This window comes from Streptomyces sp. C1-1 (genome assembly GCF_050214755.1).
Classification (GTDB): Bacteria; Actinomycetota; Actinomycetes; order Streptomycetales; family Streptomycetaceae; genus Streptomyces.
This window is the reverse complement of record NZ_CP189826.1, coordinates 8,607,926-8,626,387: the sequence shown is the minus strand read 5'-3', so window position 1 is coordinate 8,626,387 and position 18,462 is coordinate 8,607,926. Positions and strand designations below refer to the sequence as shown.

Genomic DNA, 18,462 nt, shown 5'->3' with positions numbered 1-18,462 from the left:
CGACGGGTCATGGATCGCGCAGAGCCGACCGGGTTCGAGGTGCTCGGGCCGCTACGGGTGCAGCTGGGACCGGCTGAGCCCGAGCTCGGGTTCCCCCAACAGCGGGCACTGCTCGCCCTGTTGCTGGTGCGGGTGGGCCGGGCGGTGCCGGCGGACGAGATCGTCGACGTCCTGTGGCCCGGTCGCCCGCCCGCCAGCGCGCTGAACGTGGTGCGCCGTTACGCGGGTTCGCTGCGCCGGCTGCTGGAACCCGGGCTGCCGCCCCGGGCGGCGGGCCGCCGGATCGCAGGCGGCGCCGACGGCTATCTGCTGGCCGCCGACGAGGACGAGGTCGACCTGCTGAGGTTCCGCGGCCTGGCCCGGCGGGCCAAGCGGGCGGCCGCCACGGGACGACCGGAGGTGGCCCTGCGGCACTTCCTCCGCGCGCTGGGCGAGTGGCGGGGCCCGGTGGCCGCCGGGATTCCGCCGGCCGTCCGGGAACACGCCGTGTTCACCGAGGTGGAGCGCGAGCTGGTCCGTACGGCGGTGATGGCCGCCGACGCGGCGCTGCTGTGCGGCCGCACCCGAGAGGTGCTGCCGCACCTGCGGCGCGCACTGGGGCTGGACCCCCTGAACGAGTCCGTGCACGCCAGGCTCGTCCTGTCCCTGGCCGCCGCCGGCCGGCAGGCCGAGGCGCTGGCGGCCCACGAGTCGGTACGCCTGACGCTGTCCCGCGAGTTGGGTGTCGCTCCAGGCGCCGAACTGTCCGCGGCGCACACGCGGGTACTCCGCCAGGACGTGCGCCCGGCTGATGCGGCGCCCCGCCCCGAGAAGCCGCCTGGGCCACGCGTACGTCCCGCGCAACTACCGCACGACATCGAGTGGTTCACCGGTCGATACGTGGAACTCCGCTGTCTGCGGGCGCTCTTGGGGACCGACGGTGGAACGGCCGCCGTCCTCCTCCAGGGAACGGCCGGTGTCGGGAAGACCGCCCTCGCCGTCCACTGGGGCCACGAACTCGCCGAACGGTATCCCGACGGTCAACTCCACGTGGATCTGCGGGGGTTCGATCCTGTCGCCGAGCCCCTGCACCCGGCGGAGGCCCTTCGGGGCATGCTCGGTGCGCTGGGCGTGCCCGAGCGGCGGCTGCCGAGCGGCCCGGACGCTCTGGCCGGCCTGTTTCGCAGCACGCTGTCGGGGCGGCGGATGCTCGTCCTGCTCGACGACGCCTTCGACACCGAACAGGTGCGGCCGCTGCTGCCGGCCTCCCCCGGCTGCCTGACGCTGGTCACCAGCCGGCGCGGGCTGTCCGGCCTGGTCACCGCGGGCGCCCGTCCGCTGCGGGTGGACCCGCCGTCCGCCGCCGACGCGCGCGACCTGCTGGCGGAACGCGTCGGCCGGGACCGCCTGGCGGCCGAGCCCGCGGCCGCCGACGAGATCGTCGGACTCTGCGGGCGGCTGCCGCTGGCCCTGGCCGCCGTGGCCGCCCGCGCCGCCGACCGCCCCGACCTCCCGCTGGCGACCGTCGCCGCCGAACTCCGCCTGGCGCGGGGCACCTTCGACGCCCTGGCCGGAGTGCGCACCGCGTTCGCCACCTCCCGGCGGCACCTGTCGGCCGACGCGGCCCGGCTGCTGCGCCTGCTCGCCCGTCATCCGGGTCCGGAACTCACCGCGGAGGCCGCCGGTGAGCTCGCGGGACTGCCCGTGCGCCGCACCCGGCTGCTGCTCGACGAACTCGCCGACGTCCATCTCGTCAGCGAGACCGCACCCGGCCGCTTCGCCCGGCACCCCCTGCTCCGCACCGTCGCCATCGACCCGGCCGAGGCATGACCGCAGGCCGGAGAGCCGCCCTCACTTCTCTGTCACTTTTTTTGCACACGTCGTCCTTAGGCTCCGGGCAGTGAAAGTTTCTGTTCGGTCGTGCTCGGAGGCGGCGACAGATGACATCTGACATCAACACGGTGTGCCGGATGCCCCTGGCTCTCGACATCCTCGTCACCGGCACCACGCCCGCCCGACTGCCCGCGGACCGGCACCCCGGGCCCCTGGCACCGCGTCTCGTCGCCGGGAGTCCCGGCGACTACCTCTTCGTCGGGATCCGGGGCTGCATCGGAGCCCTGGAACAGCCCCGGGCCGTCCGGCTCGACCCCGGCGACATCTGCTTCTACGACGTCGACCACCCGCCGTCCCTGGACGTTCCCGCATCCGCCCGGCTGAAGGTGTTCCGGGTGCCGCGCGAGGCACTCGGGCTGGACGAGCGTGCCCTGCGGCGGATTCTGCCGACGCCCGTCGCCCGGTCCTCGCGTCTGGGGCGGCTGGTGTCGCCGTTCCTGTCCGAACTCGCCGACACCGTCCTGTCGTCCCCGGCCGCGACCGGTGAGATGCTCGCCTGGAACGCCGTCAACCTGCTCGCCACGGTCGCGGCCGAGCAGTCGGGCGAGGACGGTCCCGACGCGGCGGAGGACGAACGGTCGCCGTTGCTGTCCCGGCTGCTGCGGTTCGTCGACGAGCACCTCGCCGATCCGGACCTCTCCCCCGAGGTGATCGCCAACGCCCACCACATCTCGGTGCGCTATCTGCACAAACTGTTCCAGCAGGAGCAGGGGACTACCGTCGGCCGGTGGATCCAGCGCCGCCGCCTGGAGGAGTGCCGGCGTGACCTGCTGCACCGGGTCCGCGGCCGCCGGACCATCGCCGCGGTCGCCGGCCGCTGGGGTTTCCTCAGCGCCCCGCACTTCAGCCGCGTCTTCCGGGCCGCGTACGGCATGTCCCCCAGCGAGTGGCGAGATTCCGCTGGCGTCGGCCCCGGCGCGTAGGCCGACCGTGCGCTGAGGGGCCAGCGGCCGTGCGCGCGCAGGCAACCCGGCCCGCTCCGGCGGTCCTAGCGTGCCGGTCGAAGCACTGCGACACCCCAGGAGAGACGCATGTCCGAGACCGCCCCGGAGCCGGCGAAGCCGGTTCTGGAACCCGCCGCCCAGGCCTTCGTCGAGGCCACCGCCAACCCGCCCTACCTGTTCGACCTGCCGCCCGCCGAGGGCCGCAAGGCGGTCGACGAGGTGCAGTCCGGCGAGATCGACAAGCCGGCCGTCGACGAGGAGTGGATCACCGTCTCCGGCGGCCCGACGGGCAGCGTCCGGGCACGTCTCGTCCGCCCCGCGGGCGCCACCGGCACCCTCCCGGTGATCCTCTACATCCACGGCGCGGGCTGGGTGTTCGGCAACGCCCACACCCACGACCGCCTGGTCCGCGAACTCGCCGTCGGCGCGAACGCCGCGGTGGTCTTCCCCGAGTACGACCTCTCACCCGAGGCGCGCTACCCGGTCGCCATCGAGCAGAACTACGCCGTCGCCCAGTGGATCGTCCGGGAGGGCTCCGGCAAGGCTCTGGACGCCTCGCGGCTGGCGGTGGCCGGTGACTCGGTCGGCGGCAACATGACCGCGGCGCTGACCCTGATGGCCAAGGAGCGCGGGGACGTCCCGCTGGTGCAGCAGGTGCTGTTCTACCCGGTGACCGACGCCGGCTTCGACACCGCCTCCTACCACCAGTTCGCCACCGGCTACTTCCTGCGCCGCGACGGCATGCAGTGGTTCTGGGACCAGTACACGACGGACGCCGCCGAGCGGGCCCAGATCACCGCCTCCCCGCTGCGCGCCTCCACCGAACAGCTGACCGGACTGCCCCCGGCCCTGGTCATCACCGGCGAGGCCGACGTCCTGCGCGACGAGGGCGAGGCCTACGCCAACAAGCTGCGCGCGGCCGGCGTCCCCGTCACCGCCGTGCGCTACCAGGGCATCATCCACGACTTCGTGATGCTCAACGCCCTGCGCGGCACCCACGCCGCCGAGGCCGCCATCAACCAGGCCGTCACCACCCTGCGCACGGCCCTCCACACCAACTGACCCCGGAGACAGCGGACATGACCACCACACCCACCGCCCTTCTCGTGCACGGCGCCTTCGCCGACGCCGGCAGCTGGGCCGGTGTCGTCGCGGAGCTGCAGAACCACGGCATCCCCGTGATCGCGCCGCCGAACCCGCTGCGCGGGCTGGCCTCCGACGCCGCGTACATCGCCTCCGTCGCCGCGCAGATCGACGGCCCTGTCGTCCTCGTCGGGCACTCCTACGGCGGCGCGATCATCACCGTCGCCGGAACCGTCGAGAACGTCGTCGGCCTGGTCTACATCGCGGCCTACGTTCCCGAAGAGGGCGAGAGCCTTGGCGAGTTGCAGGGGCGCTTCCCGCTCTCGCCGCTGGTGAGCAACCTCAAGCAGTGGACGTACCCGGTCGAGGGCGCGGAGCCGGCCGTCGAGGTCACCATCCAGGCCGAGGCGTTCCCCGCCATCTTCGCCGCCGACGTGCCCGCCCCGGTGACCAAGGCCCTGGCGGTGTCCCAACGGCCTCTGGCCACTTCGGTGTTCGACGAGCCGGCGGCGGCCGCGGCGTGGCAGACCAAGCCGTCGTGGGCGCTGGTCGCCGGGGCGGACGAGGCGATCAACCCGGATGTGGAGCGCTTCGGCGCGAAGCGGGCGGGCGCGACGACCGTGGAGTTGGAGGGCGCCTCGCACGCCGTCGCCGTCTCCCGGCCCAAGGAGGTCGCCGACCTGATCCGCGACGCGGTGCGCGCGACGAGCTGACGCCCGCACCGGGATGATCCCCCGCGGCGGATCCGAAGCGGGCCGGGCCCGGGCCGTCAGGACTCGCGGTACAGCGTGGTGAGGAGTTCGATCGCCGCGGGGGTGGCGGGGTGCGGGTCGTCGCGCCACCAGGCGAGGCGTACGGCGACGGGCTCGGCGTCGCGGACGGGGCGGTAGACCACGCCGGGCCGTGGGTACTGGTGGGCGGTCGACTCCGCCGTCACGCCGATGCGGCGGCCGCCGGCGATCACGTTGAGCCAGTCGTCCACGTCGTGGGTCTCCTCGGTGGCCGGGCGGGCGTCGGGCGGCCAGAGGTCGATGGTCGTGGTGCCGGTGCGCCGGTCGACGAGGAGGGTGCGGTCGGCGAGATCGGCGAGGCGCACCGAGCGGCGCCCGGCCAGCGGGTCGTCGGAGGCCAGGGCGCACAACCGGCGTTCCAGGCCGACGATGGCGCTGTCGAAGCGCCGGTCCTCCCCCAGCGGTCTGCGCACCACGGCGAGGTCGCAGACGCCCTCCGCGAGACCGGCCGTGGCGGAGTTGACGCGGATCAGGTGCATGTCGGTCTCCGGGTGGGCCCGGGCCCAGTGCCGTTGGAAGGCGGGGGTGTGCCGGCCTAGTGCCGACCAGGCGTAGCCGACGCGCAGTTCGGCACGGTCCGAGGTCGCCGCGTGGACCAGGTCCGACACCTCGCCGAGGACCCGACGGGCGTGCCGGAGCACGCGCTGCCCGGCCACGGTCGGCGTGACCGAGCGGGAAGTGCGCCTCAGCAGCCGTACCCCCAGGGCCCGTTCGAGCGAGGCCAGGGTGCGGGACACGGCCGCCTGGGAGACGCCGAGGGCGATGGCCGCGTCGGTGAAGGTGCCCTCGTCGACGATGGCCACGAGGCAGCGCAGCTGTCGTATCTCCACATCCATGACTCAAGCGTATGGATCGAGGGCCGGACGCATTTTGCGCATGGTCGGCCGGGTCTCACGATCGGGCCATGCGCCTTGTTCGTACGTCCGCGCCCGCACCCGCGCCCCCGGTCTCCGCGCCCGCCGCCGCAGTCGCGCGGCCCGGCCGGCCGCGGCCGGCCGGCGTGGTCGCGATGGTCGGCAGCGGGCTGTCCAACCAGACCGGCGCCGCGATCGGTTCCCTCGCCTTTCCCGTGCTCGGGCCCGCGGGGGTCGTGGCGGTCCGCCAGTACGTCGCCGCGATCGTGCTGCTGGCCGTCGGCCGGCCCCGGCTGCAGACGTTCACCTGGCGGCAGTGGTGGCCCGTGCTGCTGCTGGCCGTGGTCTTCGGCACGATGAACCTGTCCCTGTACAGCGCCGTCGACCGGGTCGGCCTCGGCCTCGCGGTGACCCTGGAGTTCCTCGGCCCCCTCACCATCGCCCTGGCCGCCGCCCGGCGCCGGGCCGACGCCTGCTGCGCGGTGATCGCCGCCGCGGGTGTCGTCACGCTGATGCGGCCGCGGCCCTCCACGGACTACGTCGGCATGTGCCTCGGTCTGCTGGCCGCGGCCTGCTGGGCCTCGTACATCCTCCTCAACCGCACCGTGGGACGGCGGCTGCCCGGCGCCCAGGGCTCGGCCGCCGCGGCCGGTGTCTCGGCTCTTCTGTTCCTGCCCGTCGGCGTGGCCGTCGTGCTCCGGCATCCGCCGACCGTCACCGCGCTGGCGTGCGCCGTCGCGGCCGGCGTGCTCTCCTCGGCGGTGCCGTACCTCGCCGACCTGTTCACCCTGCGCCGGGTCCCCGCGCCCGCCTTCGGCCTGTTCATGAGCGTCAACCCGGTCCTCGCGGCGGCCGTCGGCCGGGTGGGGCTCGGCCAGCGGCTCGGCTGGGCCGAGTGGGCGGGTATCGGCGCGGTCGTCGCCGCCAACGCCCTGAGCATCCTTGGCGCAGGGCGTTCCGGAGCCGGTGGGGTCAGGCGCCGGTGAGGACGACGAGCTGCCGGGTGGCGCGGGTCATCGCGACGTAGCGGTCGACCGCTCCTTCGATGCCGTCGCCGAAGTCCCGCGGGTCGACGAGGACGACCAGGTCGAACTCCAGGCCCTTCGACAGCTCCGGGGTCAGGGACCGGACGCGGGCCGTCGCCCGGAACGCGGGATGCCCGATGACGCAGGCGATGCCTTCGGCGTGCGCGGCGAGCCAGGTGTCGAGGACGGAGTCCAGGTCCACGAGGGAACCGTGGACGACCGGGACGCCACCGCTGCGGATGGAGGTCGGCACGTTGGCGTCGGGGAGTGCCGCCCGGATGACCGGCTCGGCCTCGGCCATCACCTCCCGCGGAGTGCGGTAGTTGATGTTCAGCGACGCCAGTTCGATCCGGTTCAGCCCGACCCTCTCCAGCCGTTCCCGCCACGACTCGGCGAACCCGTGCCGGGCCTGGGCGCGGTCCCCCACGATGGTGAAGCTGCGGGAGGGACAGCGCAGCAGCAGCATCTGCCACTCCGCGTCGGTCAGCTCCTGGGCCTCGTCGACGACGACGTGCGCGAACGGACCGGCGAGGAGATCCGGTTCGGCGGTGGGCAGTTCGGCCTCGTCGACCAGGCTGACCCGGGCGTCCGCGCCGCGCAGCATCCGCACCAGGCCCTCGCCGTCGTCGCCGTCGGCGCCGGAGTCCGCCACGGCGTGGATCAGGTTGTCGACGACCTGCTCCATACGCTCGCGCTGGGCGGCCAGGATCGCCTCGCCGCGGCGCTTGCGACGTGCCGCCTCCGGATCGCCGAGCCGCTGCCGCGCCGCGTCCAGGAAGGGCAGGTCGGACTCCGTCCAGGCCTGTGGGGACTCCTTCCGCTGCAGCCTGCGGATCTCGTCGGGGCCGAGCCAGGGGGCGCACCGGCGCAGGTAGGCGGGGACCGACCAGAGGTCCGCTACGAGGTCCGCCGCCTCGATCAGCGGCCAGGCCCGGTCGAAGGCCGCGCGCAGCTCCCGGTTCTGCCGCAGCGACCGGTGCAGCAGGTCGGGCGGGACCTCCTCGCCGTCGTGCTTGTCCGCCAGGATCGTCAGCAGTTCCCGCCAGACCTGCTCGCGGGCCTCGTTGTGCGGGGTGCCGGACTCCGCCGCCCCGAAGGCCTCCGCCCAGTCGTCGGGGCTCAGCCAGACGTCGGACCAGTGGGTCTCGACGGTCATGCCCCGGGTGGGCGGCTCCTCGTAGAAGCGGACGGCCGCCTCGACCGCCCGCACCAGTTCCGCGGACGCCTTCAGCCGGGCCACCTCGGCGTCGCTCTCCACCGCCGCCGTCGCGCCCTCGGCGACCAGGTCCCGCAGGACGCAGGTCTGCACGCCCTCCTCGCCCAGGCTGGGCAGGACGTCCGAGACGTAGGCCAGGTAGGGCCGGTGCGGGCCGACGAACAGTACGCGGCCCCTGCGGTGGGCGAGGCGGGGGTCGGAGTACAGCAGGTAGGCGGAGCGGTGCAGGGCGACCACGGTCTTCCCGGTGCCGGGACCGCCGTCCACGACGAGGGCGCCGCGGGAGCCCGCCCGGATGATGGCGTCCTGGTCGGCCTGGATGGTGCCGAGGACGTCCCGCATCCGGTCCGACCGGTTGGTGCCGAGGCTGGCGATGAAGGCGGACTGGTCGTCGAGCGCGGCGTGCCCGGCGAAGGCGTCGGGGGTGAACACCTCGTCCCAGTAGTCGCTGATCCGGCCGCCGGTCCAGCGGTACCTGCGGCGGCTGGCCAGCCCCGTCGGCCGGGCGTGGGTGGCGCCGAAGAACGGTTCGGCCGCGGGCGAGCGCCAGTCCACCAGCAGCCGGCGCCCGGTGCTGTCGGTGAGGCCGAGTCGTCCGACGTAGACGGGCTCGGTGTCGTCCGTGCCGACCATGCGGCCGAGGCACAGATCGAGGCCGAAGCGGCGCAGGGCGCGCAGCCGGGCGGTCAGCCGGTGGATCTCGGCGTCCCGGTCCATCGCCTGCCGGCCCAGGCCGCCGGGCGCCCGGCGTTCGGCGTCGAGGCGGTCGGACAGTTCGGCGATGGTCTCGTCGAGGCACGCGGCGATCGCCGCGAAGTGCCGCTCGTCGTCGGCGATCAGCGCCGGGTCGGCCTTCGCGGCAAGACGGTCGGGCAGGGCGAACGCACTGGCGGTCGCGGGTTTCACGGCAAGCTCCGATCTGGACGGTGCACGTCGATGGGTGTGCGGCACGACGCGCGGCCGGCGAGAACCGAAGGGGCGGTGATCCCCGGGGTCACCAACCCTCGGACGCACTCCGCGTCTCGCCGTTTCCGCAGGTCCTGGGCTCAGGCCGACGATTGTGCGGCATGCGGGGGGCCTTGCCGCAAGCCCCCCGGTGCGCTATAAGTTGAGAGTGGCAAGGAGTGGACGAGCTCCTTGCCTTCGTCGTTTCCGCGGGTCCTTCGTGGTCCGCGCCCGGGACGGCATGTCAGCCCATCGCGCGCCGTTCCGCCCCCTCGCGCGCAAGGAGGCGGGGCCAGGACTCCCCACGTGGTCCTGGCTCCGGCCCTCGTCCGCCCCGTATGTCCGGCGCGCTGATCACAGGATGCGCGGATGCCCGCCGGTCTGTCGTTGGCGCACGGTCCACAGCTACTTGGCGGAGCGTCCACGGCGCAGTTCGCTCGGCGGGACGCCGTAGGCCGTGCGGAAGGCCCGGGTGAACTCGGCGGCCCGGGGAAAGCCCCAGCGGGCGGCGACGGCGTGGATCGGCAGGGCCCGCAGCGCCGGGTCGGTGAGCTCCCGGCGGGCGTTGGCCAGCCGCTGGTCGCGGATGTACGCGGCGACGGTGGTGCCCTCGGTCTGGAAGAGGCGGTACAGGTAGCTGCGGGAGATGTGGTGCGCCGCGGCGACACGGGCGGGGGTCAGCTCGTGGTCGGCGAGGTGGCGGCGGATGAACGCCTTGATGCGCAGGGTCAGCGTCCGGGCGTGCGTCTCGGGCGGCACCCGGCGCTCGGCGTCGAGGGCGTGGGCGAAGACGGCGGTGGTCAGGTCGGCGACGACGGCGCCGAGCCGCGGCGCGTCGGACGGCCCGTAGCAGCTGGTGTCCGAGACGAGTTGCACGAGGAACTGCGCCAGCAGCGCCCCGATCCCTTCGCGGCTGGAGATGCGGCTGCCGATGATGCCGTCCGCCCGGTCGCCGGGCAGCGCCACGAGAGCCCGCGGGATCTCGACGCCGATCATGCTGACCGGTTCGCTCCCGGTGTGGATCTCGTACGACCGTGAGGAGCTGTTGGCGTGGAAGTCGTCGCTGCGGTAGGCGAGCTGTTCCCGGCCCCAACTGGCCGCTCCCTCGCCCCGCCTGAGCAGGGAGAGGTGGTAGACCTCGGGGTCGGAGCACCGTACGAGCCGCGGCGTCCGGCGGAACACCAGATGGTCGAAGGTGGCCGGCCACACGGTCACGTCGCCCAGGCTGATCAGACGCTGCGTTCCGCGGTAGTCCGCCGCACGGTCGCTGGCCAGATCCATGGGCGCGTGGGTCCGGCCCAGACGCTCGGTCCAGGCCTCGAAACGGTCGGCCGCCGGAAGGTCCAAAGTCCGCAGAACCGATTCGTCCAACACGGCCGTAGTCAACCACAGGCGCCCGGGCTCGGAGAAAATGCGGCTGACAGTCCGGCACGGGGGACGCTACGCTCGCCCGCGATGACGACTTCCTCGGTTCTCAGATTGGGGGTCCCGTCCGCGCAAGGTGAGTGCTGATGGCCACTCACATCGCGAACGGGGATTCCCGCCTCTCCCTCTGGCTGCGCGTGCGCGAGTTCGCCGTGCCGCCCTCCATGATATCGACCGCGACCGCCCGCCGCCTCGCCGGTGACTGGGCGGGGGCCTGCGCCGCCGCGCGGGTCGACGTCGACCTCGACCCGCGCTCCGTCACTCGTCTTTACGGCCGTGAGCTGGCGGCCCGGGTACGGGACGATCTCCGGCATCTGGCCCCCGATCTGCTGCGCTGGCACATGCCGCGGATCGCCCCCGACGGACTGCTGCGGCCCGGGCTGACCGTCGGTCTGGCCCGGTACACCGCCGCGGGCCGGCACGGCCCCCACCCGGTGCATCTGGTCGCCCGGACCCCGCCCGCCTGGGCCGACGCCGGCCAGCGGATCGCTCTGTCGGTGTGGGACGGGTCCCGGGCCGGGACGGTCGCCTGCCCGCACCCGCATCCCCATCCGCGGTTCCGGATGGACCTGCACCGGCACCTGTGGGACGCGCGCAGGGCGGGTGAACTGCGGGTCCGGTCGGGGGCCGACCGGCCGCCGGGCGCGGGTGATCGCGCGCTGCCGCGGTCGGCGCCGAACGGGCACCGGTGTGCCGTGGACCGCTGGGCGGCCGAGGCGCGGCTCGTGCTGCGTGCCGACGAGCGGGCCGCACCCGGTGTCGTGGTGCGGCTGGGCCGTCGCCACCGGCTGCTCCTCGACCCGCTCGGGGGCACCCCGGTGCGGCTCCGCACGGGCGGCGGCGACGGGTTGCCGGTGCTGCCCGACGCCGCGACCTGGGTGCCGCCCGACCTCGAACTGCTGCGCGCCGGCGCGATCGACGCCGGTCTGCTGCATCCGCTGGTCGCGGCCGCGCTGGCACCCGCTCACCCGCCGACCGGGCCGCCGCCGGCTCCCGAGCGGGCGGACCGGCCGCACCTCGTCGACTGCCGCGGAGAGGTGCACCGGATCGGTCTGGTCGACGGGGTGCTGACCGCGCTCGACCACCGGCCGGACGAGATCCGGCGCGAGGAACTGCTGGCCGCCCTGACCGGCACCCCGCTGCCCTGTCTGCGGGCCATCGACCGGGCGCACCGCCGGCCCGACTGCCTCGCCGGGGTCCGCGAGCGCCTGGACCACGGCGACACCGCCGGCGCGCTGGCTGTCGTGGAAGGGCTGCTGGGTCCGGAGGCGGTGCTGCGGGACGGTCCGTTGCGGGAGGAACTGGAGGCGGCCGCCCAACGGCGCATCGCCTACGGCCTGTTCCGCACCGGACTGGCCGGGCCGGGCCCGGGCCGGGTCCTCCCGGGCACACCGCGTCCGCCCTCCCTGCGCCAACGCCCTCGCCATGGCACGGTCCGCTGACCCGGCGACCGCCACCGCCTCTTTCCCACCCACACCACACGCTGAACGCGCGCCCCGCACACCCCTTTTCCACCCACACAACACCCGAGGTGATCACTCATGCCCGTACGCCCTTCGTCCGTCCTGCCCCGCATCTCCGTCGACGACCCTCAACTCGACGTCGCCGAAACGCTGTTGACCCTTCTGCGCGACGCCTCCACCGAACCCCGCCCCGACATCCAGCTGGAGGCGCTCACCCTGGCCGTGGCCGCCGATCTGCCCGTCCTGCTGTGGGGCGAGCCGGGCATCGGGAAGACCGCCGCGCTGACTCAGCTGGCCGCGGCCCTGGATCTTCCGCTGACCACGGTGATCGCCAGCGTGCACGAGCCGTCCGACTTCTCCGGGCTGCCCATCGTCGTCGACGACCCCGCCGAGCAGGGCGTCCCGATGGCCCCGCCGGACTGGGCGGTTCGCCTGGTGCGGGCCGGCCGGGGGCTGCTGTTCCTGGACGAGCTGTCCACCGCGCCGCCCGCCGTCCAGGCCGCCCTGCTCCGGCTGGTGCTGGAGCGGCGCATCGGAGCCCTGCGGCTGCCGCCCGGCGTGCGGATCGTGGCCGCCGCCAACCCGCGCTCCTCGGCGGCCGACGGCTGGGAGCTGAGCCCGCCGTTGGCCAACCGGTTCGTGCACCTGCAGTGGACCCACGACCACGAGGTCGTCGTACGCGGCCTCGGCGGGACCTGGCCCCGGGCCACTCTGCCCCGGCTCGACCCGCACCGGCTGCCGGAGGCCGTGGACTTCGCCCGTCGGGCGGTCTGCGGACTGCTGAGCGCCCGTCCGGCCCTGGTGCACCGGCTGCCCAGCAGCGAGACCCGCCGGGGCGGGCCCTGGCCCTCGCCCCGGAGCTGGGAGATGACCCTGCGTCTGATCGCCTTCGCGACCGCGGCCGGCTCCTCCCGGGACGTGCTGTCGCTGTTGGTCAGGGGAACCGTGGGCGACGGTCCGGGGCTGGAACTGCTGGCGAGCGTGGACCGGATGGACCTCCCGGACCCCGAGGAGCTGCTCGCCGATCCGGCGGCCGCCGTCCTGCCCGAACGGGGGGATCTGCGCCAGGCCGCCCTGGACGGTGTGGTGGCCGCGGTCCGCGCCCGTCCGGACAGGTCCCGCTGGGACGCGGCCTGGGAGCTGCTGGTGCGGGCGGTGCGGACCGGTGCCCCGGACCTGGTGGTCGTCCCCGCGACCACGCTGGCCTCGCTGCGCCGGGAGGACTGGGACGTGCCGGCGTCGATCGAGGAGCTCGCCGGGGTGGTGTCCCTCTCCCGGCGCGCGGACGAGGCGGCCGCCAGGGTGGCGCGATGAGCGGGGACGCGGCCGGGGCCCTGGACGAGGCCAAGCTCTTCACCGCTCGCCTGCAGGCCGCCCGCGCCCGCCCCTACCTGGCCACGGCCCTGTTCGCCCTGCACACCGTCGCGTCCCGGACGGTGCCGACGATGGCCGTCGACCGGCACTGGCGCTGCTATGTGTCGCCCGGGTTCGTGGACCGCACGCCGGTCGAGGAGCTGGCCGGCGTCTGGGTGCACGAGGTGTCCCACCTGCTGCGCGAGCACCACCGGCGCAGCGACCGGGTTGCGAAGGAGCGGGGGCTGACCGGCCCGGCCGAGCGGCTGCGGATGAACATCGCCGCGGACTTCGAGATCAACGACGACGTGTACGGCGACGGGCTGCCCCGGCCCGAGGGCGCCGTCCACCCCGGCACCCTCCGACTGCCCACGGGGCAGCTGATGGAGGACTACCTGCGTCAGTTCCGGCTCGGGCCGCACACCGACGGCCTGGCCTGGCTGGACTGCGGCAGCGGTGCCGACGGGCGGGAGCGGGGGTGGGATCTGGGTCCGGACGGCGCGCACGGTCTGAGCGAACAGGAGCGGGACGCGGTCCGCTTCCGGGTGGCGCAGGGCATCAAGGGACGCCCCGGCAACGCCCCGGAGCAGTGGCGGCGGTGGGCGGAGGAGGCGTTCCATCCGCCGCAGCCGTGGCGGGAGTTGCTGGGGGCGGCGGTACGCTCGGCGGCGTCCGCCCCGGGCGCGGGCGAGGACTACTCCTACGGCCGTCCGGCGCGACGCTCGGCGGGACTGCCCGGCGTGGTGCTGCCCGCTCTGCGGCGCCGGCCGCCCCGCGTGTGCGTGGTCATCGACACCTCCGGTTCGGTCAGCGACGCCGAACTGGGCGGCGCGCTGCTGGAGGTCGCCGCGATCTCCCGTGCCGTGGGCGGCCGCCGGGACCTGGTCACCGTCGTGCCGTGCGACGCGGCGGCGCGGGTAGTGCACCCCCTGTGCCGCGCGGAGGGCATCCCGTTGCTCGGCGGCGGCGGTACGGATCTGCGTACGGGCTTCGCCAAGGCGCTGCGGACGCGTCCCGGCCCCGATGTCGTCGTAGTTCTCACCGACGGGCAGACGCCCTGGCCGGAGGAGCGGCCCGCCTGCCGGACGGTGGTGGGTCTGTTCCCCCGGCCGGACGACTCCTGGGACGAGGACGATCCGGAGTACGTGCCGGACACTCCGCCCGCGTGGGCCCGCGTGGTCCACATCGGTCCCGGGTGACCAGCTGCGCGGCCGGCTCCAGCGAGGTGCCGAGCGCCCGGTCCTCGCAACCGTCGCTGCCGATGACCAGCACGTCCGGCCGGTAGGACAGCGGCGCGGTTGACGACCCGGCCGTTCCCGGGCGACTCGGCGACCACCTCGATGTCTTCCTCGCGGGCCGGCAGTGCGGCGAGCGCCCCGCGCGGCGGGTCCCTCTCCTCGACGAGAAGAACACGGATCAACGTCCCTCCTGCCCGGCCGTACCCGGCCTGCCTCGCCTGATGCGACCCGGATCCTCCGGCGGCGCTCTGGGCAGTACCTCCGTTCATGCCGCCGTGTCGTCGGATGCCGCCCCGTCAGCCGCCGTACGGTCCGTGGCCGTCGCAGCAGCCGTCCCTTCGCATCAGCCGGCCCAGTCCGAGCCAGTCGTCCTCGGCGGCCGCGGTCCGCCGGGCCGTGGGTTCGAACGCGGCGACCAACTCCTCGGTCGTGTACGGAACTCCGCCCCGGAGCACGGCGACGGTGCGGACGAGGGTGGCGAAGTCCGTGAACGGATCGCCGTCGACGACGGTCAGGTCGGCGAGCCTGCCCTCCTCGACGGTGCCGAGGTCGTTGTCGAGGCCGAAGAGGCGGGCGGGCAGGACGGTGGCGGTGCGCAGGGCCTGCGCCGGGGACAGCCCGCCCCGGTGCAGGGCGCGCAGGCCGAGGTGCAGGGCGAGGCCGACGGGGACGAGGGGCTGGTCGGTGCCGAGGGCGACGAGTCCGCCGGCGGCCAGGATGCGCCGGTAGATGTCGGTCTCGGTGCGCAGGGTGGCCAGCTGGGCCGCGGTGGGCGGGACGCCGGCCGACTGCTTGACCGCTGCCGTGTCCCACGGGGGCATGACCACGGTGACCCGCGGGTCGTCGGCGAGGGCGGGGTCGGCACCGAGGAGGGGCGCGGCACTGAAGGGGGTGGCGATCATCGAGTAGTCCACGCCCCGCTCGGTGTAGATCTCCACGACGTCCTGGTAGGCGCGGCCCGCGGCGGTGACGGCGTGCCCGAACTCCGCCCGCTGGGTGGCCTGCAGATGGGTGGTCAGGTCCTGGCCGAGCTGGACGCCGGGCGAGAGCAGGTGTCCTCCGGTACGCACCCCGAGCTGTTCGTGGGCGAAGCGGGCCGCTTCCCGCATCACCCAACCCGGCGCCCGGACATAGGTCTTGACGAAGTCCCAGTCCAGCGCGGCCGCTCGCGCCAGCGAGCGGCGCAGTCCCTCACGGGTGCGGTGGGCGCGGCCCATGCTGTAGGCGACGCGGGCTCCGTCGAGGAGTTCGCCGGTGGCCAGCAGGCGGGGCCCGGCGAGCTGCCCGGCGGCCACCGCCTCGCGGATGCGGGCCTGTTCGTAGGCGAATCCGCCCAGGGAGACGGCGGTGGTGATGCCGTAGGTGAGCTGGCCGACGGTCTGGCGGCCGCCGTAGGTGCTCTGCCAGGGGTGGGTGTGGGTGTCCCACAGGCCGGGCAGGACGGTGCGGTCGGAGGCGTCGACACGGCGGAGGGCGGCCCGGCGTCCGCCGCGGTGCGGTTCGACCGCCGTGATCCGTCCACCGCCGACCACGATGTCGACGTCGTCGCGGGTCGTCTCGCCGGTGCCGTCCCACAGTCGTCCGGCGTGCACGACCAGGTCGGGCGGGGTGGGTCTGTGTGCGTCGAGCGGGATGTGGACGGTGCGTGCCGGGCCGCCGTCGACGCCGATGAGGCGCAGCCGGTCGCCGGAGAGGTAGAGCAGGGTGGAGGAGTCGGCGGACCAGGAGGGGTGGTCGGCGGGTTCGTCGGTGAGCGTGCGCGGTTCGCCCCGCGGGGTGCCGTCGGGGTCGACGGGCAGCAGGCACAGCGCGGATTCGACGATCACCGCCAGCATGCGGCCGTCGGGCGACCAGACGGGCCCGGAGTCGTACCGGTCGGCGATCGAGGTGTGGGGTGCCACCGCGTGGAGGCGGGCGGCGCCGGTGGTGGCGTCGACGATCCGGACCAGGTTGTAGCCCTCCCGGAAGCGGGCGTTGAGCCGGTTGCGGTCGCACAGGGCGAGGTGGCGGCCGTCCGGCGACCAGCTGGGCCGTCCGGGCAGACCGCCGCCGCCGAGCGGCGCGGCCAGGACGCGCTCCTCGCCGGACGCCAGGTCGCGGACAAGCAGTCTGCCGGTCATGTCGAGGCACGCCAGTCGCCGTCCGTCGGGCGACAGCGCCGGATGGACCCGCCCGCCGGTGGCGAGCGCGGTCTCCTCGCCGGTGGCGAGATCGTGCCGGTACACGCCGAGGAGTCCGTCCCGGTCGTCGGCGTAGACGAGGGAGTGGCCGTCGGGGGCCCAGGAGGGGCCGAGGAGATAGCGGGTGGCGTCCGCCGTGTGCAGTCGCCGGGGTGGTCTGCCGCCCGAACTGTCGGCCAGCCACAGCGAGTTGAGGGCGGCGAAGGCGATGCGGCGGCCGTCGGGCGAGAGGGCGGGCAGGTGGATGCCGCGCACCGGCCGGGTGCGGGCCTGCCCGAGGTCGTACTCCTTGACCCGGTAGCGGGGCCGGGGCACGGACAGCACGCCCTCGAACGGGACGGTTCGCGGCTGCCCGGGGCTGTCCGGTCGTACGAGGGTGAAGGCGCCGTCGAGGGTCAGCAGCAGCTCGCCCTCGCTCGTCCAGCGCGGGGGCACCGGGGCGATGTCGCCGGGGACGGGGACGGCGCGGCCGTCGACGACCAGGGTGCAGGAGCCGTTCGGGGCCGCGGTGGTCCGCAGGTGGGCCAGGCGGCCGTCGGCGGCGAGGGCCGGCGTCATGACCTGGGCGGCCTCCGTCTCGGTGTACCGGACGGCGACGGGGCCGCTGCCGTCGGCGGGCACGGCGGCGATGGTACGGGCCTCCACGGTCAGGCCGAGGGAGGTGGTGACGGTCTTCGCCCGGACGAACAGGATGTGGGCGCCGTCCGGTGACCAGGTGGGGTCGAAGTCCTCCCACGGGGTGTCCTGCAGCGGGCCCTGCTGGCCGGGCAGGCCCGTCAAGCGGGTGATCCGGCCGGTGCTCAGGTCGAGGACGTGGATGCGGTACGGGCCGCCGTCGACGGGGTCGCCGCCGCGTTCGGAGGCGAAGGCGAGCCGGGTGCCGTCGGGCGACCAGGCGGGGCCGCGGTCGTCCCAGGGGCCGTCGGTGCGCCGGCGCAGGTCGGAGCCGTCCGGGCGTACGGTCCACAGGTGGAAACCGCCGTCCCGGTAGGCGCACAGGGCGATGAGCCGACCGTCCGGGGAGTGGGTCGGACGGCCCGGTTCCAGGTCGGTGGGTGTCAGGGGTCGGGCTCTGCCGCCGGCGCGGGGCAGCGACCACAGGGTTCCCTGCACCTCGGCGACCAGGTGGTCCCCGCCGGGAGCGAGGGTGGCCGCGCCGTTGGTGGCGCGGGTGAAGGTCAGGGAGGCGACGTCGGTGCGCTGTCGTGCCGCGACCGCCGGGGCCGCGCCCACGAGGGGCAAGGCGCCTGCGGCGGCGAGGAGTTGACGGCGGGTCGGACGGAAGGTGGGGCTCCAGTCACGGTCCATGGGACCACACACTGGTGCACCACCCGCCCCGGATTCAACTGACGGCACGCATACGGCCACCCGAAGTGACGGACCGATCTTGCTACAAAGGAGCGATGCGGTGACCTGTTCGACGGGGTGCCGCAGCACTCCAGCCACCGCACAGAGGGCCGAACATGATCGACATCGCCAAGGAATACCGTGTCGCGCTGCCGGCGTGGATCGACGAGGAGCTGGCCGAGGTGCCCGCCGTCGTCCCGGGCCGCGAGGAGCGGATGCGGCTGGTGCACCGCCTGGCCGACCGCAACTGGCGTGCGGGCGACGGCGGTCCGTTCGCGGCGCTCGTCGCCGAGCGGGACACCGGCCGGATCGTCTCGGTGGGCGTCAACGTCGTGCTCGCCTCCGGTGTGTCCAGCGCGCACGCCGAGGTCCTCGCGCTCGGTCTGGCCCAGCGGGCGACCGGCAGCTGGGACCTCGGCGGCGAGGGCCTCCCGGCGCACGAGCTGGTCGTCAACTGGCGTCCCTGCGTCCAGTGTTACGGCGCCGCCCTGTGGTCCGGCGTGCGGGGTCTGGTGATCGCCGGCGCCGGACCGGAACTGGAGGAGCTCACCACGTTCGACGAGGGGCCGCTGCGCACGGACTGGGCCGAACAGTTCGAGCAGCGGGGCATCGAGGTCGTGAGGGACGTCCTGCGCGAGGAGGCCCTGACGGTGTTCCGCGCCTACCGGGAAGCCGTCGACGCCGGAGACATCGTCGTCTACAACGCGCGCGGGGGCGCCAAATAGC

General features: G+C 74.5%; 13 protein-coding genes. 9 read left to right on the top strand and 4 right to left on the bottom strand.

The features are described from left to right. The first annotated feature begins 9 nt into the window (after nucleotides 1-9). The 4 genes from ACQF4J_RS39215 to ACQF4J_RS39200 all read left to right on the top strand — a co-directional run bounded on the left by ACQF4J_RS39215 (nucleotide 10) and on the right by ACQF4J_RS39200 (nucleotide 4,612). Complete coding sequence (locus tag ACQF4J_RS39215) at nucleotides 10-1,809, top strand: BTAD domain-containing putative transcriptional regulator (RefSeq protein WP_427167887.1); 1,800 nt, start codon at nucleotides 10-12, stop codon at nucleotides 1,807-1,809. A gap of 110 nt (nucleotides 1,810-1,919) precedes the next feature. Continuing rightward, entirely contained in the window at nucleotides 1,920-2,795 is an 876-nt protein-coding gene (locus tag ACQF4J_RS39210) for a helix-turn-helix domain-containing protein (RefSeq protein WP_427167886.1), read from the top strand. Between the two features lie 108 nt (nucleotides 2,796-2,903). Beyond that, nucleotides 2,904-3,878, top strand: coding sequence for an alpha/beta hydrolase (locus ACQF4J_RS39205; RefSeq protein WP_427167885.1), 975 nt, complete (start codon nucleotides 2,904-2,906; stop codon nucleotides 3,876-3,878). A 17-nt stretch (nucleotides 3,879-3,895) separates the two neighbouring features. Then, nucleotides 3,896-4,612, top strand: coding sequence for an alpha/beta fold hydrolase (locus ACQF4J_RS39200; protein WP_427167883.1), 717 nt, complete (start codon nucleotides 3,896-3,898; stop codon nucleotides 4,610-4,612). 56 nt (nucleotides 4,613-4,668) lie between these two features. Here ACQF4J_RS39200 and ACQF4J_RS39195 read toward each other — a convergent pair whose 3' ends face one another. Beyond that, nucleotides 4,669-5,526: a LysR family transcriptional regulator gene (locus tag ACQF4J_RS39195; protein WP_351575628.1), complete on the bottom strand. Its 858-nt coding sequence runs from the start codon at nucleotides 5,524-5,526 to the stop codon at nucleotides 4,669-4,671. Nucleotides 5,527-5,594: 68 nt separating this feature from the next. Here ACQF4J_RS39195 and ACQF4J_RS39190 point away from each other — a divergent pair, with 68 nt between their 5' ends. Next, nucleotides 5,595-6,530: an EamA family transporter gene (locus tag ACQF4J_RS39190; protein ID WP_427167882.1), complete on the top strand. Its 936-nt coding sequence runs from the start codon at nucleotides 5,595-5,597 to the stop codon at nucleotides 6,528-6,530. On the opposite strand, the gene helR is transcribed toward ACQF4J_RS39190, so the two are convergent. Next, entirely contained in the window at nucleotides 6,517-8,691 is a 2,175-nt protein-coding gene (gene helR, locus ACQF4J_RS39185) for an RNA polymerase recycling motor ATPase HelR (RefSeq protein WP_351575625.1), read from the bottom strand. The genes ACQF4J_RS39190 and helR overlap by 14 nt on opposite strands. 444 nt (nucleotides 8,692-9,135) lie before the next feature. Further along, nucleotides 9,136-10,104 carry a helix-turn-helix domain-containing protein gene (locus ACQF4J_RS39180; protein ID WP_351575622.1) on the bottom strand — a complete coding sequence of 323 codons (969 nt, stop codon included), beginning with the start codon at nucleotides 10,102-10,104 and terminating at the stop codon, nucleotides 9,136-9,138. Nucleotides 10,105-10,241: 137 nt separating this feature from the next. On the opposite strand from ACQF4J_RS39180, the gene ACQF4J_RS39175 reads away from it, so the two are divergent. The 3 genes from ACQF4J_RS39175 (at nucleotide 10,242) to ACQF4J_RS39165 (ending at nucleotide 14,170) form a co-directional block, all read left to right on the top strand. Then, complete coding sequence (locus ACQF4J_RS39175; RefSeq protein WP_427167880.1) at nucleotides 10,242-11,597, top strand: hypothetical protein; 1,356 nt, start codon at nucleotides 10,242-10,244, stop codon at nucleotides 11,595-11,597. A 99-nt stretch (nucleotides 11,598-11,696) separates the two neighbouring features. After that, nucleotides 11,697-12,932: an AAA family ATPase gene (locus tag ACQF4J_RS39170; RefSeq protein WP_427167879.1), complete on the top strand. Its 1,236-nt coding sequence runs from the start codon at nucleotides 11,697-11,699 to the stop codon at nucleotides 12,930-12,932. Continuing rightward, nucleotides 12,929-14,170 carry a vWA domain-containing protein gene (locus tag ACQF4J_RS39165; protein ID WP_427167877.1) on the top strand — a complete coding sequence of 414 codons (1,242 nt, stop codon included), beginning with the start codon at nucleotides 12,929-12,931 and terminating at the stop codon, nucleotides 14,168-14,170. The genes ACQF4J_RS39170 and ACQF4J_RS39165 overlap by 4 nt, the downstream gene beginning before the upstream one ends. Before the next feature lie 335 nt (nucleotides 14,171-14,505). On the opposite strand, the gene ACQF4J_RS39160 is transcribed toward ACQF4J_RS39165, so the two are convergent. Further along, nucleotides 14,506-17,697 (bottom strand): amidohydrolase family protein, encoded by a 3,192-nt coding sequence (locus ACQF4J_RS39160; RefSeq protein WP_427167875.1) that lies wholly within the window; start codon nucleotides 17,695-17,697, stop codon nucleotides 14,506-14,508. A 155-nt stretch (nucleotides 17,698-17,852) separates the two neighbouring features. Between ACQF4J_RS39160 and ACQF4J_RS39155 the strand changes: the two genes are divergently transcribed. Continuing rightward, entirely contained in the window at nucleotides 17,853-18,461 is a 609-nt protein-coding gene (locus ACQF4J_RS39155) for a nucleoside deaminase (protein ID WP_351575608.1), read from the top strand. The last annotated feature ends 1 nt before the right edge of the window (nucleotide 18,462 follow it).